General features: G+C 62.1%; 16 protein-coding genes. 11 read left to right on the top strand and 5 right to left on the bottom strand.

The window, feature by feature from the left end; all coding sequences use genetic code 11:
* Window positions 1-208: 208 nt before the first annotated feature.
* From S7S_RS10310 to S7S_RS10290, 5 genes are all read left to right on the top strand, one after another.
* Entirely contained in the window at window positions 209-2,215 is a 2,007-nt protein-coding gene (locus tag S7S_RS10310; protein WP_008735235.1) for a DUF1302 domain-containing protein, read from the top strand.
* A 61-nt stretch (window positions 2,216-2,276) separates the two neighbouring features.
* On the top strand, window positions 2,277-3,680 hold the full coding sequence (locus S7S_RS10305; protein ID WP_008735236.1) for a DUF1329 domain-containing protein: 1,404 nt from the start codon (window positions 2,277-2,279) through the stop codon (window positions 3,678-3,680).
* 160 nt (window positions 3,681-3,840) lie between these two features.
* Complete coding sequence (locus S7S_RS10300) at window positions 3,841-4,911, top strand: WD40/YVTN/BNR-like repeat-containing protein (protein ID WP_008735237.1); 1,071 nt, start codon at window positions 3,841-3,843, stop codon at window positions 4,909-4,911.
* A 17-nt stretch (window positions 4,912-4,928) separates the two neighbouring features.
* Entirely contained in the window at window positions 4,929-7,301 is a 2,373-nt protein-coding gene (locus tag S7S_RS10295) for an efflux RND transporter permease subunit (protein WP_008735239.1), read from the top strand.
* A 140-nt stretch (window positions 7,302-7,441) separates the two neighbouring features.
* The gene (locus tag S7S_RS10290) at window positions 7,442-8,452 is read left to right on the top strand and encodes a quinone-dependent dihydroorotate dehydrogenase (protein WP_008735246.1); all 1,011 of its coding nucleotides are present in this window, start codon (window positions 7,442-7,444) and stop codon (window positions 8,450-8,452) included.
* Between the two features lie 115 nt (window positions 8,453-8,567).
* Here the strand turns inward: S7S_RS10290 and rmf are convergent, their stop codons facing one another.
* Complete coding sequence (rmf, locus tag S7S_RS10285) at window positions 8,568-8,774, bottom strand: ribosome modulation factor (RefSeq protein WP_035203893.1); 207 nt, start codon at window positions 8,772-8,774, stop codon at window positions 8,568-8,570.
* 242 nt (window positions 8,775-9,016) lie between these two features.
* Between rmf and rlmKL the strand changes: the two genes are divergently transcribed.
* Window positions 9,017-11,131, top strand: coding sequence for a bifunctional 23S rRNA (guanine(2069)-N(7))-methyltransferase RlmK/23S rRNA (guanine(2445)-N(2))-methyltransferase RlmL (gene rlmKL, locus S7S_RS10280; RefSeq protein ID WP_008735250.1), 2,115 nt, complete (start codon window positions 9,017-9,019; stop codon window positions 11,129-11,131).
* The gene (locus S7S_RS10275; RefSeq protein WP_008735251.1) at window positions 11,121-11,348 is read left to right on the top strand and encodes a glutaredoxin family protein; all 228 of its coding nucleotides are present in this window, start codon (window positions 11,121-11,123) and stop codon (window positions 11,346-11,348) included. Before rlmKL ends, S7S_RS10275 begins: the two co-directional genes overlap by 11 nt.
* 28 nt (window positions 11,349-11,376) lie before the next feature.
* Here S7S_RS10275 and S7S_RS10270 read toward each other — a convergent pair whose 3' ends face one another.
* Genes S7S_RS10270 through lexA form a run of 3 tightly spaced genes read right to left on the bottom strand, consistent with a single transcriptional unit; the run spans window position 11,377 to window position 13,242 of the window.
* Window positions 11,377-12,174 (bottom strand): TatD family hydrolase, encoded by a 798-nt coding sequence (locus S7S_RS10270; protein ID WP_008735252.1) that lies wholly within the window; start codon window positions 12,172-12,174, stop codon window positions 11,377-11,379.
* Window positions 12,171-12,584 carry a DUF1499 domain-containing protein gene (locus S7S_RS10265; protein ID WP_052269322.1) on the bottom strand — a complete coding sequence of 138 codons (414 nt, stop codon included), beginning with the start codon at window positions 12,582-12,584 and terminating at the stop codon, window positions 12,171-12,173. The genes S7S_RS10270 and S7S_RS10265 overlap by 4 nt, the downstream gene beginning before the upstream one ends.
* Window positions 12,585-12,633: 49 nt before the next feature.
* Window positions 12,634-13,242 (bottom strand): transcriptional repressor LexA, encoded by a 609-nt coding sequence (gene lexA, locus S7S_RS10260; protein WP_008735255.1) that lies wholly within the window; start codon window positions 13,240-13,242, stop codon window positions 12,634-12,636.
* 447 nt (window positions 13,243-13,689) lie between these two features.
* Here lexA and S7S_RS10255 point away from each other — a divergent pair, with 447 nt between their 5' ends.
* Window positions 13,690-14,352, top strand: a complete 663-nt coding sequence (locus S7S_RS10255) for a cyclic nucleotide-binding domain-containing protein (RefSeq protein WP_008735257.1) — start codon at window positions 13,690-13,692, stop codon at window positions 14,350-14,352.
* Between the two features lie 31 nt (window positions 14,353-14,383).
* Here the strand turns inward: S7S_RS10255 and S7S_RS10250 are convergent, their stop codons facing one another.
* Window positions 14,384-14,824, bottom strand: a complete 441-nt coding sequence (locus S7S_RS10250; protein WP_008735259.1) for a universal stress protein — start codon at window positions 14,822-14,824, stop codon at window positions 14,384-14,386.
* A gap of 342 nt (window positions 14,825-15,166) precedes the next feature.
* Between S7S_RS10250 and topA the strand changes: the two genes are divergently transcribed.
* The 3 genes from topA to S7S_RS10235 are packed head-to-tail and all read left to right on the top strand — an operon-like array spanning window position 15,167 to window position 19,172.
* Entirely contained in the window at window positions 15,167-17,917 is a 2,751-nt protein-coding gene (gene topA, locus S7S_RS10245) for a type I DNA topoisomerase (protein WP_008735261.1), read from the top strand.
* 3 nt (window positions 17,918-17,920) lie between these two features.
* Window positions 17,921-18,454 carry a hypothetical protein gene (locus tag S7S_RS10240; RefSeq protein ID WP_008735263.1) on the top strand — a complete coding sequence of 178 codons (534 nt, stop codon included), beginning with the start codon at window positions 17,921-17,923 and terminating at the stop codon, window positions 18,452-18,454.
* 46 nt (window positions 18,455-18,500) lie between these two features.
* A complete protein-coding gene (locus S7S_RS10235; protein WP_052269238.1) occupies window positions 18,501-19,172 on the top strand; it encodes a TIGR00730 family Rossman fold protein in 672 nt (223 codons plus the stop codon).
* The last annotated feature ends 83 nt before the right edge of the window (window positions 19,173-19,255 follow it).

The raw sequence follows: 19,255 nt of genomic DNA, 5'->3' as shown, positions 1-19,255 counted from the left end.
CCGTCGACGCCATCCCTCAGCAAGCCAGACCCGAAGGTCACGTTTTACGGTGGCGTATCCGGCTGATTTGGTTTTGAATATACGAAAATACGCCTAGACAACCCCTGTGGTCAGTCTGGTACAAAGGGAGAGCTGCCTGGTGCCCACCGCCAGGTTGCAACAATAACAAAGCGCTAGCGCTACAAATTCGCAATCACGGAGTTGCGCAATGAAAAACAAGACCATGCTGAAGAAACGTCTGGCGGTGGCAGTCGCCAGTGCGTCGCTCGCCAGTGCACTGGGTTTACCGGCCCATGCCTTCGAACTGCAATTCGATAACCCCAATATCTCCGGTCGTCTCGATACCACGTTATCCGCAGGTGCGCTGTGGCGTACTGAAGGCCGTGATCGCATGCTGGCTGCGACCGACGACATCGTCTACATGTCCACGCGCGGCTACAGCACACAGATCAACAAGAACGACGCCAACAACAATTATGACACCGGTCTGGCGTCGCTGGTGGGCAAGGCGACGACGGAACTCGCGCTTGATTTCGGCAGCAGCTATGGCGTGTTCATGCGCGGCACGACCTTCTATGACCATGTCATCATGGACGAGGGCCATGATGGCGGTGCGCTGGTCAGCAGCGCGCCGTATCCGAGTGTCGGCGGCAGCAACCGTTACGCTTTGTATTCCGACTATGCCAACAATGGCACCGGCGACCGCTTCTCCCGTGCGGCACGACGCAACGCGGGGCAGCGCTCGCGGATGCTTGATGCTTATGTATGGGGCGAGTTCTTCGTCGCTGATCGCCCGCTGCTGGTACGCGCCGGCCGCCAGGTGATCAACTGGGGTGAAGCGCTGTTCATCCAGAACGGCATCAACTCTGCCAACTACATTGATCTGGCCGCGCTGCGTCAGCCGGGTGCGGAAATCAAGGAAGCACTGCTGCCGCTCGGCTCGGTGTATTTCTCCTACGGCCTGACCAATAACCTCACAACGGAAGCCTTCTACCAGTACGAGTGGAAGAACACCGAAGATGCGCCGGTGGGCACCTTTTACTCGACCCACGATGCGTTCCCGGGCAAAGGGGCCAACAACGTGATCGTGGATGGCCGCCTGATCGCCGCCTCCGCCGCTGTGCCGGCGATTGCCGATGGCTTCGCAGCCTACACCAATGCCACCTATGGCCCGGGCTATGAATACGAAGCCACCCAGGTAACGGTGAGCCGTGGCCGTGACATGGAAGCCGATGACCAGGGCCAGTTCGGTCTGGCGGCACGATACTTCGCGGATTCTCTCAACGGCACTGAGTTCGGTGTGTACTACACCCGCACGCATGCCAAGCTGCCGACCGTGGGTGCTCGCCTGAACATGCTGAGCGTGGGCGGCGGTGCAGTGGCTGCCGCAGCCATGATCGACAACACCGAGTACAACATGGTGTATGGCGAAGATATCGACATGTTCGGCCTGAGCTTCTCCTCGAACATCGGCACCATGGCGCTGTCCGGTGAAATTGCCTACCGGCCGAAGCAGCCGATCATCAACGAAGTGGGCGACAACCTGATCCAGAACCTGGCCGGCATTGCTGCGCAGGCGGGGCTCTCGGGTGTGGCGCCGACCGTCGGTGACTTCACCAATCACTGTGTACGAGCCAAGGTGGGAGGCAGCTGCCTGGACCCCAACAGTTCGGTGAATCCGGGCCAGTACTACTACTTCTATGACGAAGCGAAAATGACCAACGCCTCGCTGGTCAGCATTTTCAGCTTCGGCCCGATGTGGGGCACCGACGGCATGCTGTTCCTGCTGGAACTGGGTGCTGAACATGCCGGTGGCCTGAAAAGCCGCGACGCGAACGGCAACAAGCTGTACTACAACTCTACGGCGGCGATCCAGTATGGCGAGGCCGCTATCCAGAGCCCGGGTGATGTCTACAAAACCTATCTGGATGAATTCTCCTGGGGTTATCGTGCAGCCGTCCGTGCCAACTATAACGACATTTTTGCCGGGGTATCCTTTAACCCCAGCCTGACCATCGCCCACGATGTTGAAGGTAACTCCGTGATCGGTGGCAACTTCATGGAAGACCGCAAGGCGGCGACGCTGGGTCTGAACTTTGTCTACCAGAACAACCTGGAACTCGGCCTGCAGGCCACCAGTTTCTGGGGCGCGGGCTACAGCAACAAGCTGAACGACCGTGACAACGCTTCTGTATCCGTGAAGTACTCATTCTAAAAAGAATAAGCCGGGGGCAGCACTGCGCCCCGGCGACAGAATCCTGACGGAGAGTAAAAACATGCTGAAAAAACTCACTTTCATGGGAAGCGCTCTGGCTCTGACGCTGGCGGCGGCTTCGGTTTCCCATGCCTCTGTGTCGGCCCAGGAGGCCGCACAGCTGGGAAACAGCCTGACGCCTTTCGGGGCCGTCAAGCAGGGTAATGGCAAGGATCCGTCTTCGCCGGAAGGCATTCCCGCCTGGACCGGTTTCGACAAGAGCGACGTTCCTTCTTCCTACACCCGTCCCGGCCAGCATCACCCGGACCCGTTCGCCAGTGACAACGTGCTGCTGACCATCGATGCCAACAATGTCGGTCAGTACGCGGCCAAGCTGCCGACCGGTGTGAAGGCGATGATGGAAACCTATCCGGATACCTTCAAGGTCAATGTCTACCCGAGCCGCCGTACCACTTCTGCGCCGCAATGGGTGTATGACAACACCAAGAAGAACGCCACCAACGCCAACCTCGGCGCGACGGGCGTCACCGGTGCCTTCGGTGGCATTCCGTTCCCGATCCTCAGCGGCAACAACGAACAGAAGGCGATGCAGGCGATCTGGAACCACATCCTGCGCTGGCGCGGTATCTACGTGGTGCGTCGTGCTTCTGAAGTGGCGGTGCAGCGTAACGGCTCCTACTCGCTGGTGACGTCGCAGCAGGAAGTGTATTTCCGTTACTACGATCCGCAGCTGTCGGAAGAAAAGCTCGACAACATCATCTTCTACTATCTGTCCTTTACCATGGCGCCGGCACGTCTGGCCGGTGGCGCGGTGCTGGTCCACGAGACGCTTGACCAGCAGAAACTGCCGCGTCAGGCCTGGGGCTACAACGCCGGTACCCGTCGCGTACAGCGGTCGCCGAACCTGGCTTATGACACACCGATCGCCGCTTCGGACGGTCTGCGTACTGCCGATGATACCGACATGTACAACGGCTCGCCGGATCGCTACAACTGGCGCATGGTGAACGAGCAGCCGGTGGAAATGTACATTCCGTACAACAACTACCGTCTGGCCGACCCGAGCGTGAAATACAGCGACCTGCTGCTGCCGGGCCACCTCAACCCCGAGTACACCCGGTGGGAACTGCACCGCGTCTGGGTTGTGGAAGCCACATTGAAAGAAGGCCAGCGTCACATCTATGCGCGCCGTACCTTCTACATTGATGCGGACTCCTGGCAGATCGCGGCCATCGACCAGTACGACAGCCGTGGCGACCTGTGGCGTGTCAGCCTGGCGTACATCAAGAACTACTACGAGGTGCCGACTCAGTGGACCGCGCTGGATACATTCCACGACCTGCGCGCCCGTCGTTACCACGTGCAGTTGCTGTCTAACGAAGAGCCGTCCAGCCTCGATTTCACTCAGCCGGCACCGGGGGACCAGTATTTCCACCCCGCCGCGCTGCGACGTCGCGGCCGGTAATTGTCCCGACACGGATCGCGGGCACGTGTGAGCGTGCCCGTTTTGACAAGCCCCTGTTGTTTTCCTGTCCCGTTGCCGTAGCAGCTTCGGCTCAAGGAAGCAGCGGGGGTTTTCATTAAGGGTGAATTCAGGACTGGCAGCTTTAGCCGAGTAGGTTCCAATGAAAAAAACAGTTGCGCTTGGCCTGTTGGCCATCTCTGCAGTCGTGCAGGCAAACGGGGTGGTCCCCGCCACCGATCCGCTGCTGCGTGGCAGTATCTATGTGGATCTGGCCCGGGCAGGGGACAGGGTGGTTGCGGTCGGTGACCGTGGACACATTATTTATTCTGATGACGAAGGCCAGCACTGGCGGCAGGCGGAAACGCCCACCAGCGTGTTGCTGACCGCGGTCTGCTTCGCCGATGCGGAGCATGGCTGGGCAGTAGGGCATGATGCCGTTGTGCTGGGCACGCGCGATGGCGGCACCACCTGGACGCTCCAGTACAGCGACGCGCTGGATGACGGTGCCGAGGCGCTGGACGATGAAGCGCTCTCCGACGAAGAGCTGTACAACGACGATATCTACAGCGACGACCTCTACAGCGATGATCCGTACGCCGATGAAGGTGCTGCCATGGTCGATACCTCCGGTGCACCACTGCTCGATGTCTGGTGTGATTCCACCCGCCATGCCATCGCGGTCGGTGGTTACGGTTACATGGTCGAAACCCGTGATGGTGGCGATAGCTGGCAACAGGCGAACCGCGACATGGACAATGCCGACGGCTGGCATTTCTACTCCATCGCGCCGCTCAATGGCGAGCCGGACACGCTGTTCATTTCCGGAGAAAAAGGCACGCTGTATCGCTCCCGCGACCGGGGGGAGACCTGGACAAAACTGGATAGCCCTTACCACGGTACTTTCTTCGGTACGGTCAGTTCGGACGTGCGCACATTGCTGGCGCACGGCCTGCAGGGCAATGTCTGGCTCAGCCGTGACCGGGGTGAAACCTGGCAAAAAGTCAGCAGTGGCCTGCGCAGTGGTGTCAATGCCGGTACCGTCCTCAGCGATGGCACCCTGGTGATGGTGGGTAACGCTGGCGCGGTGCTGACCAGCCATGATCAGGGCAGCATGCTGTCGGTACAGTTCGTGCAGGGTCGGCAGACCATCTCGTCGGTATTGCCGCGCAAGGGCGGCGGTGTACTCACCGCAGGCGCCAGCGGCGTGCGTATTTTCGATAACATCCGATAACGGCGGGAGCGATCATCATGACAGGTAAATTTTCATCCGCCGTGGCCCGGGTCGTGTTTGGCGCGCGGCCAGTGCTGCTGCTGGTTTTCGTGGCGCTGACCGTGTTTCTGGGCATGCAGGCGCTCAATATCAAGCTCAATACCGATGTGCGCAAGATGGTGCCGATCAGCCATCCGTACATTCAGAACTTCCTGGAACACCGCAACGATGTCTCGCTTGGCAATGATGTGCGGGTGATCGTGGCCGATGTCACCCACGATGACATCTTCAACGAGACCTACATGCAGGCGCTCAGCGAGATCACGGATGAAGTGTTCTCCCTGGATGGCGTGGATCCGTCCAAGATCAGTTCGCTGTGGACGCCGAACGTCCGCTGGGCCGAGGTGACCGAGGACGGTTTCGAAGGTGGTGAGATCATTCCGCCGGCCTACGATGGTTCCGCCGAGAGCCTGGAAGACCTGCGCACCAACGTGCTGCGTTCCCGGCATGTTGGCAGCCTGGTGGCGGATGATTTCCGTTCTTCCATCGTGCACGCCAATCTGCTGGATGTGCTTTCGGAAGGGTCGACTGTCGATATCCCGCAGTTGTCCGCTGCGCTGGATGACATCCGTAGCCGCTACCAGGAAAAGTACCCGGACCTGCGTATCCATATTGTCGGCGCCGCCAAGATGGCCGGCGATGTGATGGCGGCGGCAGCCGAAGTCGCGATGTTCTTCTTCGTGACGCTGGGCCTGACAGCGCTGCTGCTGTTGATTGACACCCGCAGCCTGCGCAGTTCGCTGGTGGTGACGCTGTGTTCATTTGTCGCAGTGATCTGGCAACTGGGCGTTGTTTCCATGCTCGGTTTCACCATCGACCCTTATTCGATGCTGGTGCCGTTCCTGGTCTTCGCCATCGCGGTGAGCCATGGCGTCCAGATGGTCAATGCGCTGGCCAACAACGCCGCCGACGGGCTCGACAAGCTCAGCGCGGCAATGAAGACCTTCTCCGTGCTGGCAGTGCCCGGCGTCGTGGCGCTGGTCAGTGATGGGATTGGTTTCGTTACGCTGTACATCATCGATGTGGGCGTGATTCGTGAGCTGGCGATTGCTGCCAGTGTGGGCGTGGCGGTGATCATCCTCACCAACCTGGTGATCGTGCCGGTGCTGCTGTCATACACCGGCGTAGGCGAGTCTGCGATAGCGAAGATCCGCAAGAAGCGCGGCGGCTCGCATCCACTGGCGTCATTCTTCTCGCGCTTTGCCCGGCCGGGCTGGGCGGCTGCGTCGATCGTGGTGGCAGCGCTGGGCTACGCCGGCGGGCTGTGGGTCGCCAAGGATATCCAGGTCGGGGATCTGGACCGTGGTGCGCCTGAGCTGTGGCCAGACCCGTGTCAGGAGCAGGAGTGTCCGCGCGGTTATATTCCGGAGCGTCGTTATCAGTACAACCACGACATCAACATGCTGGTATCGAACTACAGCGTCAGTGCCGACGTGCTGGTGGTGATCGGCAAGACACCGCTGGAAGCCTGCAACAGCTATGACGCGATGCAGCAGATCGACAGCCTGTCGTGGGCACTGCTGAACGTGCCGGGCGTGCAGGACGTGGCATCCATCGCGTCCACTGCGAAACTGATCAGTGCCAATACCAACGAAGGCAACCTGAAGTGGGCGACCATATCCCGCGATCAGTACGCGCTGAACAACGCGATGATGTTCATGCCGGATTCGCTCTATAACCTGGACTGTTCAGTGACGCCGATCTATGTGTTCCTGGACGACCATCGCGCAGCGACGCTGAACAATGTCACAGACGCTGTGGCGAAGTACGCGCAAGCGCACAATAACCCGGACGTGATCGAATTCAAGCTGGCTTCCGGCAACGCCGGTATCGAAGCAGCGACCAACCAGACCATCAATGCCAGTCAGTACCCGATGCTGGCGCTGGTGTACGCCGTGGTGGCGGTGCTGTGTCTGATTGCCTTCCGCTCGATCCGGGCGGTGCTCTGTATCCTGATCCCGCTGGGCCTGACGTCAGTGCTGTGCCAGGCGCTGATGACCTGGATGGGCATCGGCGTGAAAGTCGCGACATTGCCGGTCATCGCGCTGGGTGTCGGCATTGGTGTGGATTACGGCATCTATATCTACAGCAAGCTGGAAGAGTATCTGAAGGCGGGTCTGCCGCTGGAAGAAGCCTATTCCGAAACGCTGAAAACCACCGGCAAGGCCGTTGCATTCACTGGCCTGGCATTGGCGGTGGGTGTGGTGTTCTGGGTGTTCTCGTCGATCAAGTTCCAGGCCGACATGGGCATTCTGCTCACCTTCATGTTCCTCTGGAACATGATCGGTGCGCTCTGGCTGCTGCCGGCACTGGCCCGCTTCCTGCTCAAACACGAGCAAAAGGCCAGCTAACCGCTCCGCACCCCACAGAAGGGCCGGCTCATGCCGGCCCTTCTGCTTTCTCCTGCCCGCAATGCCTCGCCACCCGCAGCTACGGCGCCCCGGCGCGCCGTTGTATATAATGCGCGCCATTCGCCACCACGGAGCCTCTCATGCTGTACCAGATCGCCCGCCCGTTGCTGTTTTCCCTGCCCGAAGAGACTGTGCACGAACTGACGCTGGCGATGCTGCGCAAGGGGCTGGGCCGATTATACCCGGTCAGCGTGCCGGCGATGCCGGTGGAGGTGATGGGGCTGCGGTTTCCGAATCCGGTGGGGCTTGCGGCGGGCCTGGACAAGAACGGTGACTGCGTGGACGGCCTGGCCAGCCTGGGCTTCGGGTTTGTCGAAGTGGGCACGGTGACGCCGCGTCCGCAACCGGGCAATCCCAAACCACGCATGTTCCGGCTGCCGGCGGCCTCGGCCCTGATCAACCGCATGGGGTTCAACAACCGGGGTGTGGACTATCTGGTCAAGGCCGTCGCCACGCGCCGCTTCGAGGGTGTCCTGGGTATCAATATCGGCAAGAACGCCAGCACGCCGGTAGAACAGGCGGTGGATGACTACCTGTACTGCCTGGACCGGGTGCATACCGAGGCCAGCTATGTGGTGGTGAACGTGTCCTCGCCGAACACGCCGGGCCTGCGTACGCTGCAGCACGGTGACGCGCTGGAGTCGTTGCTGGGCACCCTGCGTGAACGCCAGACCGCACTGGACCAGCGTGCCGGCCGCCGGGTGCCGCTGGTGATCAAGATCGCACCGGACAACGATGCCGAGGCGATGGGCGTGATGGCGGAAGCCCTGGTACGCCATGGCATTGATGGCGTCACGGTGGGCAATACCACGATCACGCGCCCGCACGTGGAAGCGCTGCCGCACGGCACCGAACAGGGCGGCCTCAGCGGGCAGCCGCTGAAGCCCCTGGCGGATCAGGCGCTGTCGAGCATGGTGAAGGCACTGGACGGGCGCATGCCGGTCATCGGGGTGGGTGGCATCCTGACCGGCGAGGACGCGGCAGACAAACAGCGTCTGGGTGCCCCGCTGGTACAGGTCTACACCGGCCTGATCTACCGTGGGCCGGCGCTGGTGGCGGAATCGGTCCGGGCGATGCAGAAGGTGGCTTGAAGAGGTTCGTTTTTCAGCATCGCATTAAAAAGGGCCCTGGAGGGGCCCTGGAGAGCGCTTGACGCGCGTCGTGGTGAACAGGTTGTGGAGCCAAAAAATCGTACCGGGCGGGGAATCAGCCCAGGTTCTTCAGATTCTGCACGCTGGCCACACCCACGTAGCCGTTGATATGGTCGGTACGGCCTTCGCGCCAGCCGTTGATCCAGCTTGAGCGGGACATGAGGGCATCGAATGGGCAGAGATCCTGGGATTTGCCATGTAAGCCGGCATGGTAGCCTCGAGAATAAGCGCGGTTGGTCCGATCGCGTTTCTGTCTTTTCATCTACTGTTCCCCTTTCCTGGTAGCAGTAATCCAAGTGAAAGCTGAGGCGCATGAAGGCTTGCCCGGAGAGGCCGGGCGGGAGGCCGTCATGGCGATGTGTGCGATTCCAGTATGGGAACGCAGCACGGGCAGGTCGAATATCGAGTTGTCATATGCCGGTGCGTGGTTAGGCATATGCTGAATAACCGGTGTTCACTCAAGATTGATTGAAGCGCTATTCAACTACTTGCAGCGGATTTGTTATGGAATTTGTCATTACCTGCATGCCTGGCCTGGCGCCATTGCTGCAACGCGAACTGACCGGCCTCGGCCTGGCGACGACGGAGCAGGGCGGCGCTGCGGTACGGCTGGAGGGCGGGGTACAGGCCGCGATGCGTGTATGCCTCTGGTCCCGCGTGGCCGAGCGTGTACTGCTGCCCGTGGCGCGGCACGAGGGGGCTCCGGAGCAGGCCGCTGATGTACTGGCGCAGGTGTTTGACTGGGCCACGCATACGCGGGATGTACGGCGTCTCCATGTACGGGTGGACCACGAACGTGGTGTGCGTGGGGATAACCGTGTCACCCGCAGCCGTTTTTTGCGTCAGGCACCGACCGCCATGGCGCCGTCGGACCAGGCTGCCGGTGCGCTCTGCCTGCGCATGAGCGTGGGCGAGACGCACAGCGAGCTGTTCGTGGATTTCAGTGGCGAATCCCTGCAGCGGCGCGGCTACCGTCTTGAGGGAGGCCTGGCGCCGCTGCGCGAGACGCTGGCAGCGGCGATGCTGATCGCTGCAGGCTGGCCCGGTGACGGTACCCCGGTACTGCTGGACCCTTTCTGTGGCAGCGGCACGCTGCTGGTGGAAGCGGCCGGCATGCTGTTACAGCATGCCCCCGGATTGCTGCGGGATGAATATGGCTTGCTGCACTGGCCGGGCACCGACCTCAGCGTGTGGCGAGAACTGCGCGATGAAGCACAGGCGGCCAGGCGTGAACCGCCGCCGGGCCTGTCGTTGAAGGGTTTTGATGCTGACGCATCCGTCCTGCATCAGGCGCGTGCCAATGCCGAGCGCGCTGGCGTCGGCGCGCTGATTCATCTGGAACGTCGAGAACTCGGTGCGCTGCGTGCACGGGATTTTGCCGGTGATAAAGGCCTGGTCGTGACCAATCCGCCCTGGGGCGAGCGGCTGGAGGAACAGCAGCGTGCCGGCTGGCTGTATTATGCGCTCGGCCAGGTGCTGGGACGTCTGGCGCCGCACTGGCACGCGCTGGTGGTGGCGAGCCAGGTCGAAGCGCTGGACCGCAGCGGGATGCAGATGCTGGAAAGCTGGCGCGTGCGCAACGGCCCGATGCAGGTCTACCTGCGGCGCATGACGCCGCAGCGCAAAGTGCCGCCACCGCCATTGCAGGTAGTTGGCGAAGCGGCCTTTGATGTGCCGGAACCGGCCCAGGCGCTGGTGAACCGGCTGCGCAAGAACAGCAGGCAGTTGCGGCGCTGGCTGGACCAGTCCGGCGTACAGGCCTATCGGCTGTATGACCGTGATCTGCCGGAGTTCAATTTCTCCATTGATATTTACGGCGACAAGGCACTGGTGCAGGAATACGCGCCGCCGAAGACCATCGACGAACAGGCCGCCGCACAGCGGCGCACGCTGGCGGTGAGCGCGGTACGCGCGGCGTTGGGGGTACACCGCGAACAGGTATTCCTGCGCACCCGCAGCCAGCAGAAAGGCAAGGGCCAGTACCAGAAGCTGGATCAGGGTAGTGACTATCATGTGGTCACGGAAGGCGAAGCACGGCTGCTGATCAACCTGCGCGATTACCTCGACAGCGGGTTGTTCCTGGACCATCGCCCGATGCGCCTGCGGCTGGGTGAGGAAGCGCGCGGCAAACGGTTTCTCAACCTGTTCGGCTACACCGGTGCGGCGTCTGTGCATGCGGCACTGGGAGGCGCCTCGCGCACAGTGACTGTGGATGCATCACGTCGCTACCTGGACTGGGCCGGCTGCAATCTGGCCGCGAACGGGTTTGGCATGCGGCAGCATGAACTGGTGCGTGCCGATGTCCGGCAGTGGGTGGAGGACACGCCGCAGCAATTTGACCTGATTTTTTGTGACCCGCCGACGTTCTCGAACAACAAGAGCCGGGATGATTTTGTCGTCCAGCGCGACCACGGTGATCTGATCCGTGCCTTGATGAAGCGGCTGGAGCCCGGCGGCACGCTCTATTTTTCCTGTAATTTCCGTCGCTTTGAGCTGGAGGAAAATATTCGCCGCTGGTATGTGGTGGAAGATATTACGCGCTGGAGCATTCCGCCGGATTTCAGTCGCAACGAGCGCATTCACCATTGCTACAGGATTACCCACGGCCATGAAGATTGAGCTGCTGACCACGCTCGGTTGCCATCTGTGCGAGCAGGCAGAAGCCCTGCTGCGGCAGGCACTGCCGATGGCGCAGATCGAGAAGATTGATATTGCCGAGGAGGATGCGCTGATCGAAGCGTACGGTGAACGCATCCCGGTGGTGCGCTATGCCGGGCGTGAACTGGACTGGCCGTTCGGATTGCTGGATGTGAGGGAGCGGTTGGTGCGCGAGTAATGCACCGGCGTGATGGAGCGGGATCCACCTACAATGCAACCCCGAACATCCGGCAGCTGTTCCGGTAAGTGGCGTCGGCCACCTGCTGCACGTCCTCTCCCCGGCATTCGGCGAGCCGCTTCACAATCCACGGTAGCAGCGACGGTTCATTGCGTCCTTTGACGGGCGGTTTTTCCGGCAGGTCACGGGGCAACAGATACGGGCCGTCGGTTTCCACCAGCAGGCGATCTGCGGGGATGTTATGCACCAGCGCCTGCAGCGTACCGCCGCGCCGTTCATCGCATAACCAGCCGGTGATGCCGATGTGGCAATCCATGTCCAGATAATCGAACAGTTCCCGTTGCGTGCCGGTAAAACAGTGCACCACGGCATCGGGGAGCTGATCGCGCTGTTCACGCAGAATAGGCAGAAAGCGCGCATGCGCATCGCGCTGGTGCAGAAAAACCGGCTTCTGTTGTGTGACGGCGAGTGCCAGTTGCGCGGCGAAGGCCTTTTCCTGCATGGCGCGGGGAGAAAAATCGCGATTGAAATCGAGCCCGGTTTCGCCAATGGCCCGTACCTGTTCAGCGCGGGTGAGGGCGTCGAGTTCACTGAGCAGGGCCGGCGTGAACGCGCTGGCCTGATGAGGGTGCAGGCCAGCGGTGCAGAACAGCGTGTCATGTTGCCGTGCCAGTTCCAGCGCCTGCCGGCTGCTGTCCGCGTCGGTCCCTGTGATCAGTTGCCAGCGCACACCCACCGCGCGGGCGCGTTCAAGCACGTCATCCAGATCAGGGCGAAAGCGTTTGTCGGTGAGGTTGATACCGATATCGGCGAGCGGGTGTGTCATGGGGCGTGTGTGGGTCCGGTCTGTGTGTGCAGGGCGTCGTGCAGGGCGTCACGCAGGGTATCACGCAGGGTGTCACGCAGAGTATCGACCCGGCGTCGATTGGTGCCGAAGTCGTAATATCCCACACGCGAGGCCGAGCGTACCTCAACCCGGCCATCGTCGTGCAGATAAAAGTCCACGTCATCGGTAAAGCGCAGCAGGCGGGTCGTGAATGTCGCGTGCAGCCTGCGTTCATCCGGCTGTGTCCAGGTGACGCGGGGCAGGTTGTCCAGCATGGTGACCAGTGCTGTTCTGGCGCTTTCCATGGTGTCGCCGGCCTGCAGGGCAGGCACAGCATGCCGCGCATTGTCGGCGAGGCTGGACACACAATTGGGGGACTCAGGGCAGGGTGGGAGCAGCGGCTCTGCCACGGCCTTCGCTAACGAGGCCGTGCAGAGCAGAAGGACAGCCAGCCGTGCCTTACACCGCATCGCGGATCAGGCCGACGAACACGCCCTCGATGACCAGTTGATCCGGTGACACACGAATCGGCGTGTAGTCCTCGTTGGCGGGCATCAGGGTGGCGCCCTGCGGGCTCAGCTTGAGGGTTTTCACGGTCACGTCGTCGTCCAGCCGGGCGACCACGATCTGGCCAGACCGGGCGACGCTGGTCTTGCGCACGGCAATCAGGTCACCGTCAAAAATGCCGGCATCCTTCATGCTGTCGCCCTGGACGCGCAGCAGATAGGTGGGGCGCTGCCGGAACAGGCCCTGCGGTACCGGCACGCTGCGTTCGACGTTTTCCACTGCCTCGATCGGCACCCCGGCGGCGACGCGGCCGATCACCGGCAGTTCATCATCCGGCCACAGGGCGGCGTTCAGCAGCTGGATGCCGCGCGAGCGATCATTGTGCAGCCGGACACAGCCCTTGCGCTCCAGTGCACGCAGGTGGTCCGATGCGGCGTTCTTGGACTGGAACCCCATCAGCTCGGCCAGCTCGGCCCGGGTCGGTGCCATGCCGGTGTCGTTCTGGAACTGACGGATGCAGTCGAGTACCTGTTGCTGACGAACTGTAAGCTTCTCGCTCATAAGCCTGTCCTCATGCGTTGACTGGATGCTAGCACAGCCACTGTCGAAATGAACAGTGCCTTTTGATCAGCCCCGAGGCGGAACGCACCGGTCATCAGGAGAGGATGGATGGCGTTGAACAGGCCTGCCGCAGGTCATAGGATTTGCCCCCGGATCAGTGGCAGACTTGTCGGGTGTGCACGCGTGTACGAATGTCTCGCTGTGATTCCGGCCGGCTCCGATATAAGTAATCCTAATCAACGGGTTAGCTTATAAAGATTGCGCCGGGCCACGCCACGTGGGGCGGGGCAGTGTGATCCGGTTCGCAGAGTGATCTGTGATGTACGCAGCATGCCGGCTGTGCGACGCATTGGGGTTGTGGCGGAACAGCGTGGTGTGCCAGCGGTGATTGCCGTCACTTGGTCAGGTGGCGGTCCTGAAAACCCGGGGGGGTTGAACACAGTGGTAATGAAAGCAGTGGAACGTGCCATCTACACGCCGGATCGCATCCGGCGTCTGGTGTCTGGCGTGCCGTTCTTCAATGAAATACTGCGGCAGGATGCGGCCCAGTTCGATGTGCTGCTGGAACGTTGCGAATTGCTCGAGGCGGGCAGCGGCGATGTGGTGATTCGCCAGGGGGGCAGCGACAGCGGCCTGTACTTTCTGTTGCGTGGCCAGCTTGCGGTGCTCGCCGACGCATCGCCCGGGCCGGGCACAGCGCCGAAAGTGCTCAATCATATTTCTCCCGGCGAAGTGTTCGGCACCTTGTCGATGCTGCGTGATACGCCGCGCACTGCAACGATCTGTGTCGATGCGGCGACACGCGAAGCGGTGCTGGCGCGGATCGATTTTGTCTTCTTCAGCAACATCACGGATTTTTCCGTGTTCACGCTGCCGACCAAGCTGGCCTTCTATCACATGGTGGTGCACAACATCCGCTGGACGCTGGAAGTGAACCGCATGCAGGAGCCTCACCACGAGGTGGTGTCGCTGCTGCGCAAGGTGCCGGTCTTCAGCGGCGAACGGGGATCGCAGGCGGAACTGGTGGCGCTGCATCAGCAGGCGCACATACTGGCCGATCTGCTGTGCCGCTGGAACGGTACGCCGGCATCGACCGGCGCGCTGGGGTAGGCCGGGCCGGACGCGCTGCAACAGGCTGGCCTCAGCTGCGCCGGATTTTCACCGCCAGGACATCACAGTGCGCACCGGGCACCACGCCTCGGGCGGTGGAGCCGAGCAGCAGGGCCAGGCCGCTGCGGGTGTGGCTGCCGATCACGATCAGGTCGGCGCACAGCACATCGGCCTTTTCCTGAATGGTCTTTTCGATGGACCCGAGTTCCACATGGACCCTGTCCGGGGGAATGGAGAATTCGGTCGCATAGCGGTTCACGTTCTCCCGTGCCTGGTCCATCAGGCTGCTTTGCAGTTCGGTGACGTCCATCGGCACGTCGGCGCCATACGCCAGCGCCAGCGGCTCGATCACGTGCAGCAGGTGCAGACGGCCGCCGCCGGTGCAGGCGATGGAGAGTGCGCGGGTCAGGATATGCCGCGATTCCTCGCTGCCATCGATGGCGACCAGTACATCCCGGTAACTCTCACTCATCTGATGTCTCCCGCCGGCCTTTGCCCGGCATCAGGCCTGTCTCCACGACGTTTTCATCGGCTCCGCCATCATCTCAGTGAACGATTCCGCCTGTCCACATCCACGGAAGCTTGCCGTCCGGGGTGGCTGCGGTGGTATAAAGCAGCCGCGAGAGCACGCGGCATCGGCCGTGGCGGGGCCGCAAAGGCTGCCCGGCAGGTGCTGGCGAGGTGGTGCCTGGACAGGCTCGCCTTGACCTCGGCGGTGGCCGCTTGCGTAAATAGGCGGCCGCCGGACAGGAGCCGGCGGGTCGCGCCAGGGCAAATACCGGGCGCATAACCGAGAGCTGAGTGCAGAAAACTGATGGCCAAATCGCTTGTGATTGTTGAGTCGCCGGCCAAGGCGAAGACCATTAACCGCTATCTGGGCGACGATTTCATCGTCAAGTCCAGCGTGGGCCACGTGCGTGACCTGCCGGTGAGTGGCGGCGCCAAGAGCAGCCCCAGTGAGCGGGCCAAAGAGGCGGCCTACACCCGCTCGCTGCCGCCAGAGGAGCGCGAGCGCTACAAGAAAAAGAAGGCCCGTGACCAGTTGATCAACCGTATGGGTGTCGACCCGGAGCGGCAATGGGCGGCGCAGTACGAGATCCTGCCTGGCAAGGAAAAGGTGATCGACGAGCTCAAGCGTCTGGCGGCAAAAGCCGACCGCATCTATCTCGCCACCGACTTGGATCGGGAGGGGGAAGCCATTGCCTGGCACCTGCGCGAGGTGATCGGTGGTGACGACACGCGGTTTGATCGCGTGGTGTTCAACGAAATTACCCGCAAGGCCATTCAGGAAGCCTTCAAGCAACCCGGCAAGCTGGACATGCCGCGCGTGGAAGCACAGCAGGCGCGCCGCTTCCTCGACCGGGTGGTGGGCTTCATGGTGTCACCGCTGCTGTGGGACAAGATTGCCCGGGGCCTGTCCGCCGGCCGGGTGCAGTCGGTGGCCGTGGAGCTGGTGGTCGAGCGCGAGCGTGAAATCCGCGCCTTCCAGCCGGAAGAATACTGGGAACTGCATACCGACACGAAAGCACCGAAAGGCGAGCAGGTGCGACTGGAGCTGGCGCGTTACGCCGGCGAGCATTTCCGCCCGAACAACGAAACCGATGCGCGGCGTCACGAAAAGGCACTGCGCGATGCCGGCAAGCTGGAAGTGGTGGCGCGCGAAGACCGCCCGACCCGTTCCAAACCGTCGGCGCCGTTTATTACCTCCACACTGCAACAGGCGGCCAGTACGCGCCTGGGCTTCAGTGTGAAGAAAACCATGACCATGGCGCAGCGTCTGTACGAAGCCGGTCATATCTCCTATATGCGGACCGATTCCACCAACCTCTCTGCCGATGCCGTGGCGGCGTGCCGTGACTGGATCAAGGCCGAGCTGGGTGAGCGCTACCTGCCGGAAGCGCCGATCAGCTACTCCAGCCGTGATGGCGCGCAGGAAGCGCACGAGGCGATCCGCCCGTCGGAAGTGGGCCGCACGCCGGATTCACTCAGCGACATGGAGCGCGATGCGCGGCGCCTGTACGAACTGATCCGCAACCAGTTCATCGCCTGCCAGATGCCGCCGGCGGAATACCTCAGCAGCACCATCACGGCCACGCACGGCGATTACGAGCTGAAAGCCAAGGGCCGTATCCTCAAGTTCGATGGCTGGACCCGCATGCTGCCGCCGATGGCGCGCAACAAGGGCCAGGAAGACGTGGTCCTGCCGGCGCTGGAACGTGGCGATCTGCTGAACATTACCCGCATCGACACCACCCAGCACTTCACCAAGCCGCCGGCACGCTATACCGAGGCCAGCCTGGTGAAAGAACTGGAGAAGCGCGGCATCGGCCGGCCGTCCACGTACGCGGCGATCATTTCGACCATTCAGGAACGCGGTTATGTGCGGCAGCAGAACCGCCGCTTCTACGCAGAAAAAATGGGCGATATCGTCACCGACCGTCTGGTGGAGAATTTCCCCAATCTGCTGGACTACGGCTTCACCGCACGCATGGAGGAAACGCTCGACCGCATCGCCTCCGGTGACCTGAAATGGCGCGACGTGCTGGATGAGTTCTATGCCGATTTCAGTGCCAAACTGGAAGCGGCCCAGGGCGACGGTGCCGGCAAGCAGGCGCAGGGTGGCATGCGTGCCAACCTGCCCACGGACACCGACATTGCCTGTCCGACCTGCGGCCGGCCGATGCAGATTCGCACCGGCTCCACCGGCGTGTTCCTCGGTTGCTCCGGCTACAGCCTGCCGCCGAAGGAGCGCTGCACCGCGACGCTGAATCTGCTGCCGGGCGAGGAAGCCGTCAGCGCCGATGACGACGAAGCCGAGGCGCTGGAGCAGCGGCGCAAGAAGCGTTGCCCGATCTGTGGCACGGCCATGGACAGTTATCTGCTGGACGAAAAACGCAAGCTGCACATCTGTGGCAACAATCCTGACTGCGCCGGTTACCTGGTGGAGCAGGGCGAGTTCCGCATCAAGGGCTACGACGGCCCGGTGCTGGAGTGCGAAAAGTGCGGCAGTGAAATGCAACTGCGCACGGGCCGCTTCGGAAAGTTCTTCAAGTGCACCAACGAGGCATGCGGTAACACCCGCAAACTGCTGCGTAACGGGGAGCCGGCGCCACCGCGTGCTGACCCGATCCCGATGAAGCACCTGAAGTGCGAAAAAGTGGACGACTATTACCTGCTGCGCGATGGGGCGTCCGGTTTGTTCCTGGCAGCCAGCCAGTTCCCGCGCAACCGCGAGACGCGTGCACCGCTGGTGGAGGAAGTCCAGTCGGTGAAAGAACAGCTTGATCCGAAGCATCGTTATCTCGCCGATGCGCCGGCCACCGACAGCCAGGGCAACAAGGCGGTGCTGCGTTTCAGCCGCAAGACCCGCGAGCAGTACGTGATGACCGAGGTGGATGGCAAGCCCACTGGCTGGTCGGCGTTCTATCGCGATGGCGCCTGGGTGATCGACGAAAAAGCCGCCGCGGCGAAAAAACCGGCGGCGAAGAAAAAGGCGGCAGCCAAAAAGTCGACGGTGAAGAAAAAGGCCCCGGCGAAAAAGAAAGCTGCGGCGAAGAAGGACTGACGCATGTCGCGCATGGTACGGGACAGTGAAACCAGCGGACTGCGCGAGCGGCTGTTCTTCGCGCAGGACATGCTGCGGCTGCTGCAACAGCAGCGCGAGCTGGGCGCCGCACGCGGCCGCCTGCTGGCGCTGCGCGGTGCGGTAGTCAGTCACGGTTACAGTGTCCTGGTGGGGCTGGTGCGCCAGGCCGCGAAAAGTTATCAGGTGCCCGATTACGCCAGCCGGGTGTCACTGGCGACGCTGGAGCAGGCCTTTGCCGACGCGGGTGTCGAGGCGCCGGAGATGGCGCTGGTGGCGCGCGCACGGCGTGATCGGGCGGACCTGATCTGCTGGCTGGACCAGGAAATGATGGCGTTGTTTGGTGCCGCTGGCCTGGCGCGCCGACCGTCGCCGCGTAACGAGACCAATCTGCTGGCCGTGGCGGCGGAAGACCCTTATGCAGTGCTGGAAGATGGCGATCTGCAGCGTCTCACGGCCATGCTCGATCGTGTCGGCACCCTGCTGGAAGACTGCGCCCCCTATGCGCAGGAGTGGTGACACGACAGCGGTATTCCGGCGAGGCCCGCCGTGTTGAGGACAGGACATGGATGCAGTACGGATAAGGGAAGCCTGGCGCATATTGCGTATCCAGGCGGAGCTGGTGGACGGCATCGACAAGCTGGCCACGATTGGCCCGTCGGTGACGATCTTCGGCAGCGCGCGGCTGGGTGAGCAATCGGACTACTACAAGAAAGCAGAAGAGCTGGCCGCGAAATTTTCCGAGGCCGGCCTGAATGTGCTGACCGGCGGTGGCCCCGGCATCATGGAGGGCGCCAACCGGGGTGCGCATGGCAAGGGTGCCTGTTCCATCGGTCTGAACATCAGCCTGCCGTTTGAGGAAAGCGCCAACCGCTACCAGGACCTGAGCATCAATTTCCGCTACTTCTTCGTGCGCAAGCTGATGTTCGTCAAGCATGCCGTGGGTTTCGTGGTATTCCCCGGCGGTTTCGGCACCATGGACGAGTTGTTCGAGGCGTTGACGCTGGTGCAGACTGGCAAGATTGCTTCGTTCCCCATTGTCCTGTTCGGTGAGTCCTACTGGTCCGGTCTGGTGGACTGGCTCGGCCAGCGGATGCTGGAGGAGGGCTGTATCGGCCCGGCTGACATGAAGCTGATCCAGGTCACTGATTCCGTCGATCAGGCGTTCCGCACTGTAGTGCGCTCCTACCGCAAGCAGCCGGACGACCGGCGCGACAACCTGCCCGACAACGACTGACCGGGCTGCCACGGCGGCACTCGCCTTGACAGTGTGGCCACGCAAACATATGTTTCAAACGTGTGTTTTGTTGGCAGGACCGG

This window comes from Isoalcanivorax pacificus W11-5, from assembly GCF_000299335.2.
Classification (GTDB): Bacteria; Pseudomonadota; Gammaproteobacteria; order Pseudomonadales; family Alcanivoracaceae; genus Isoalcanivorax; species Isoalcanivorax pacificus.
This window is presented reverse-complemented; position numbering and strand designations above follow the sequence as displayed.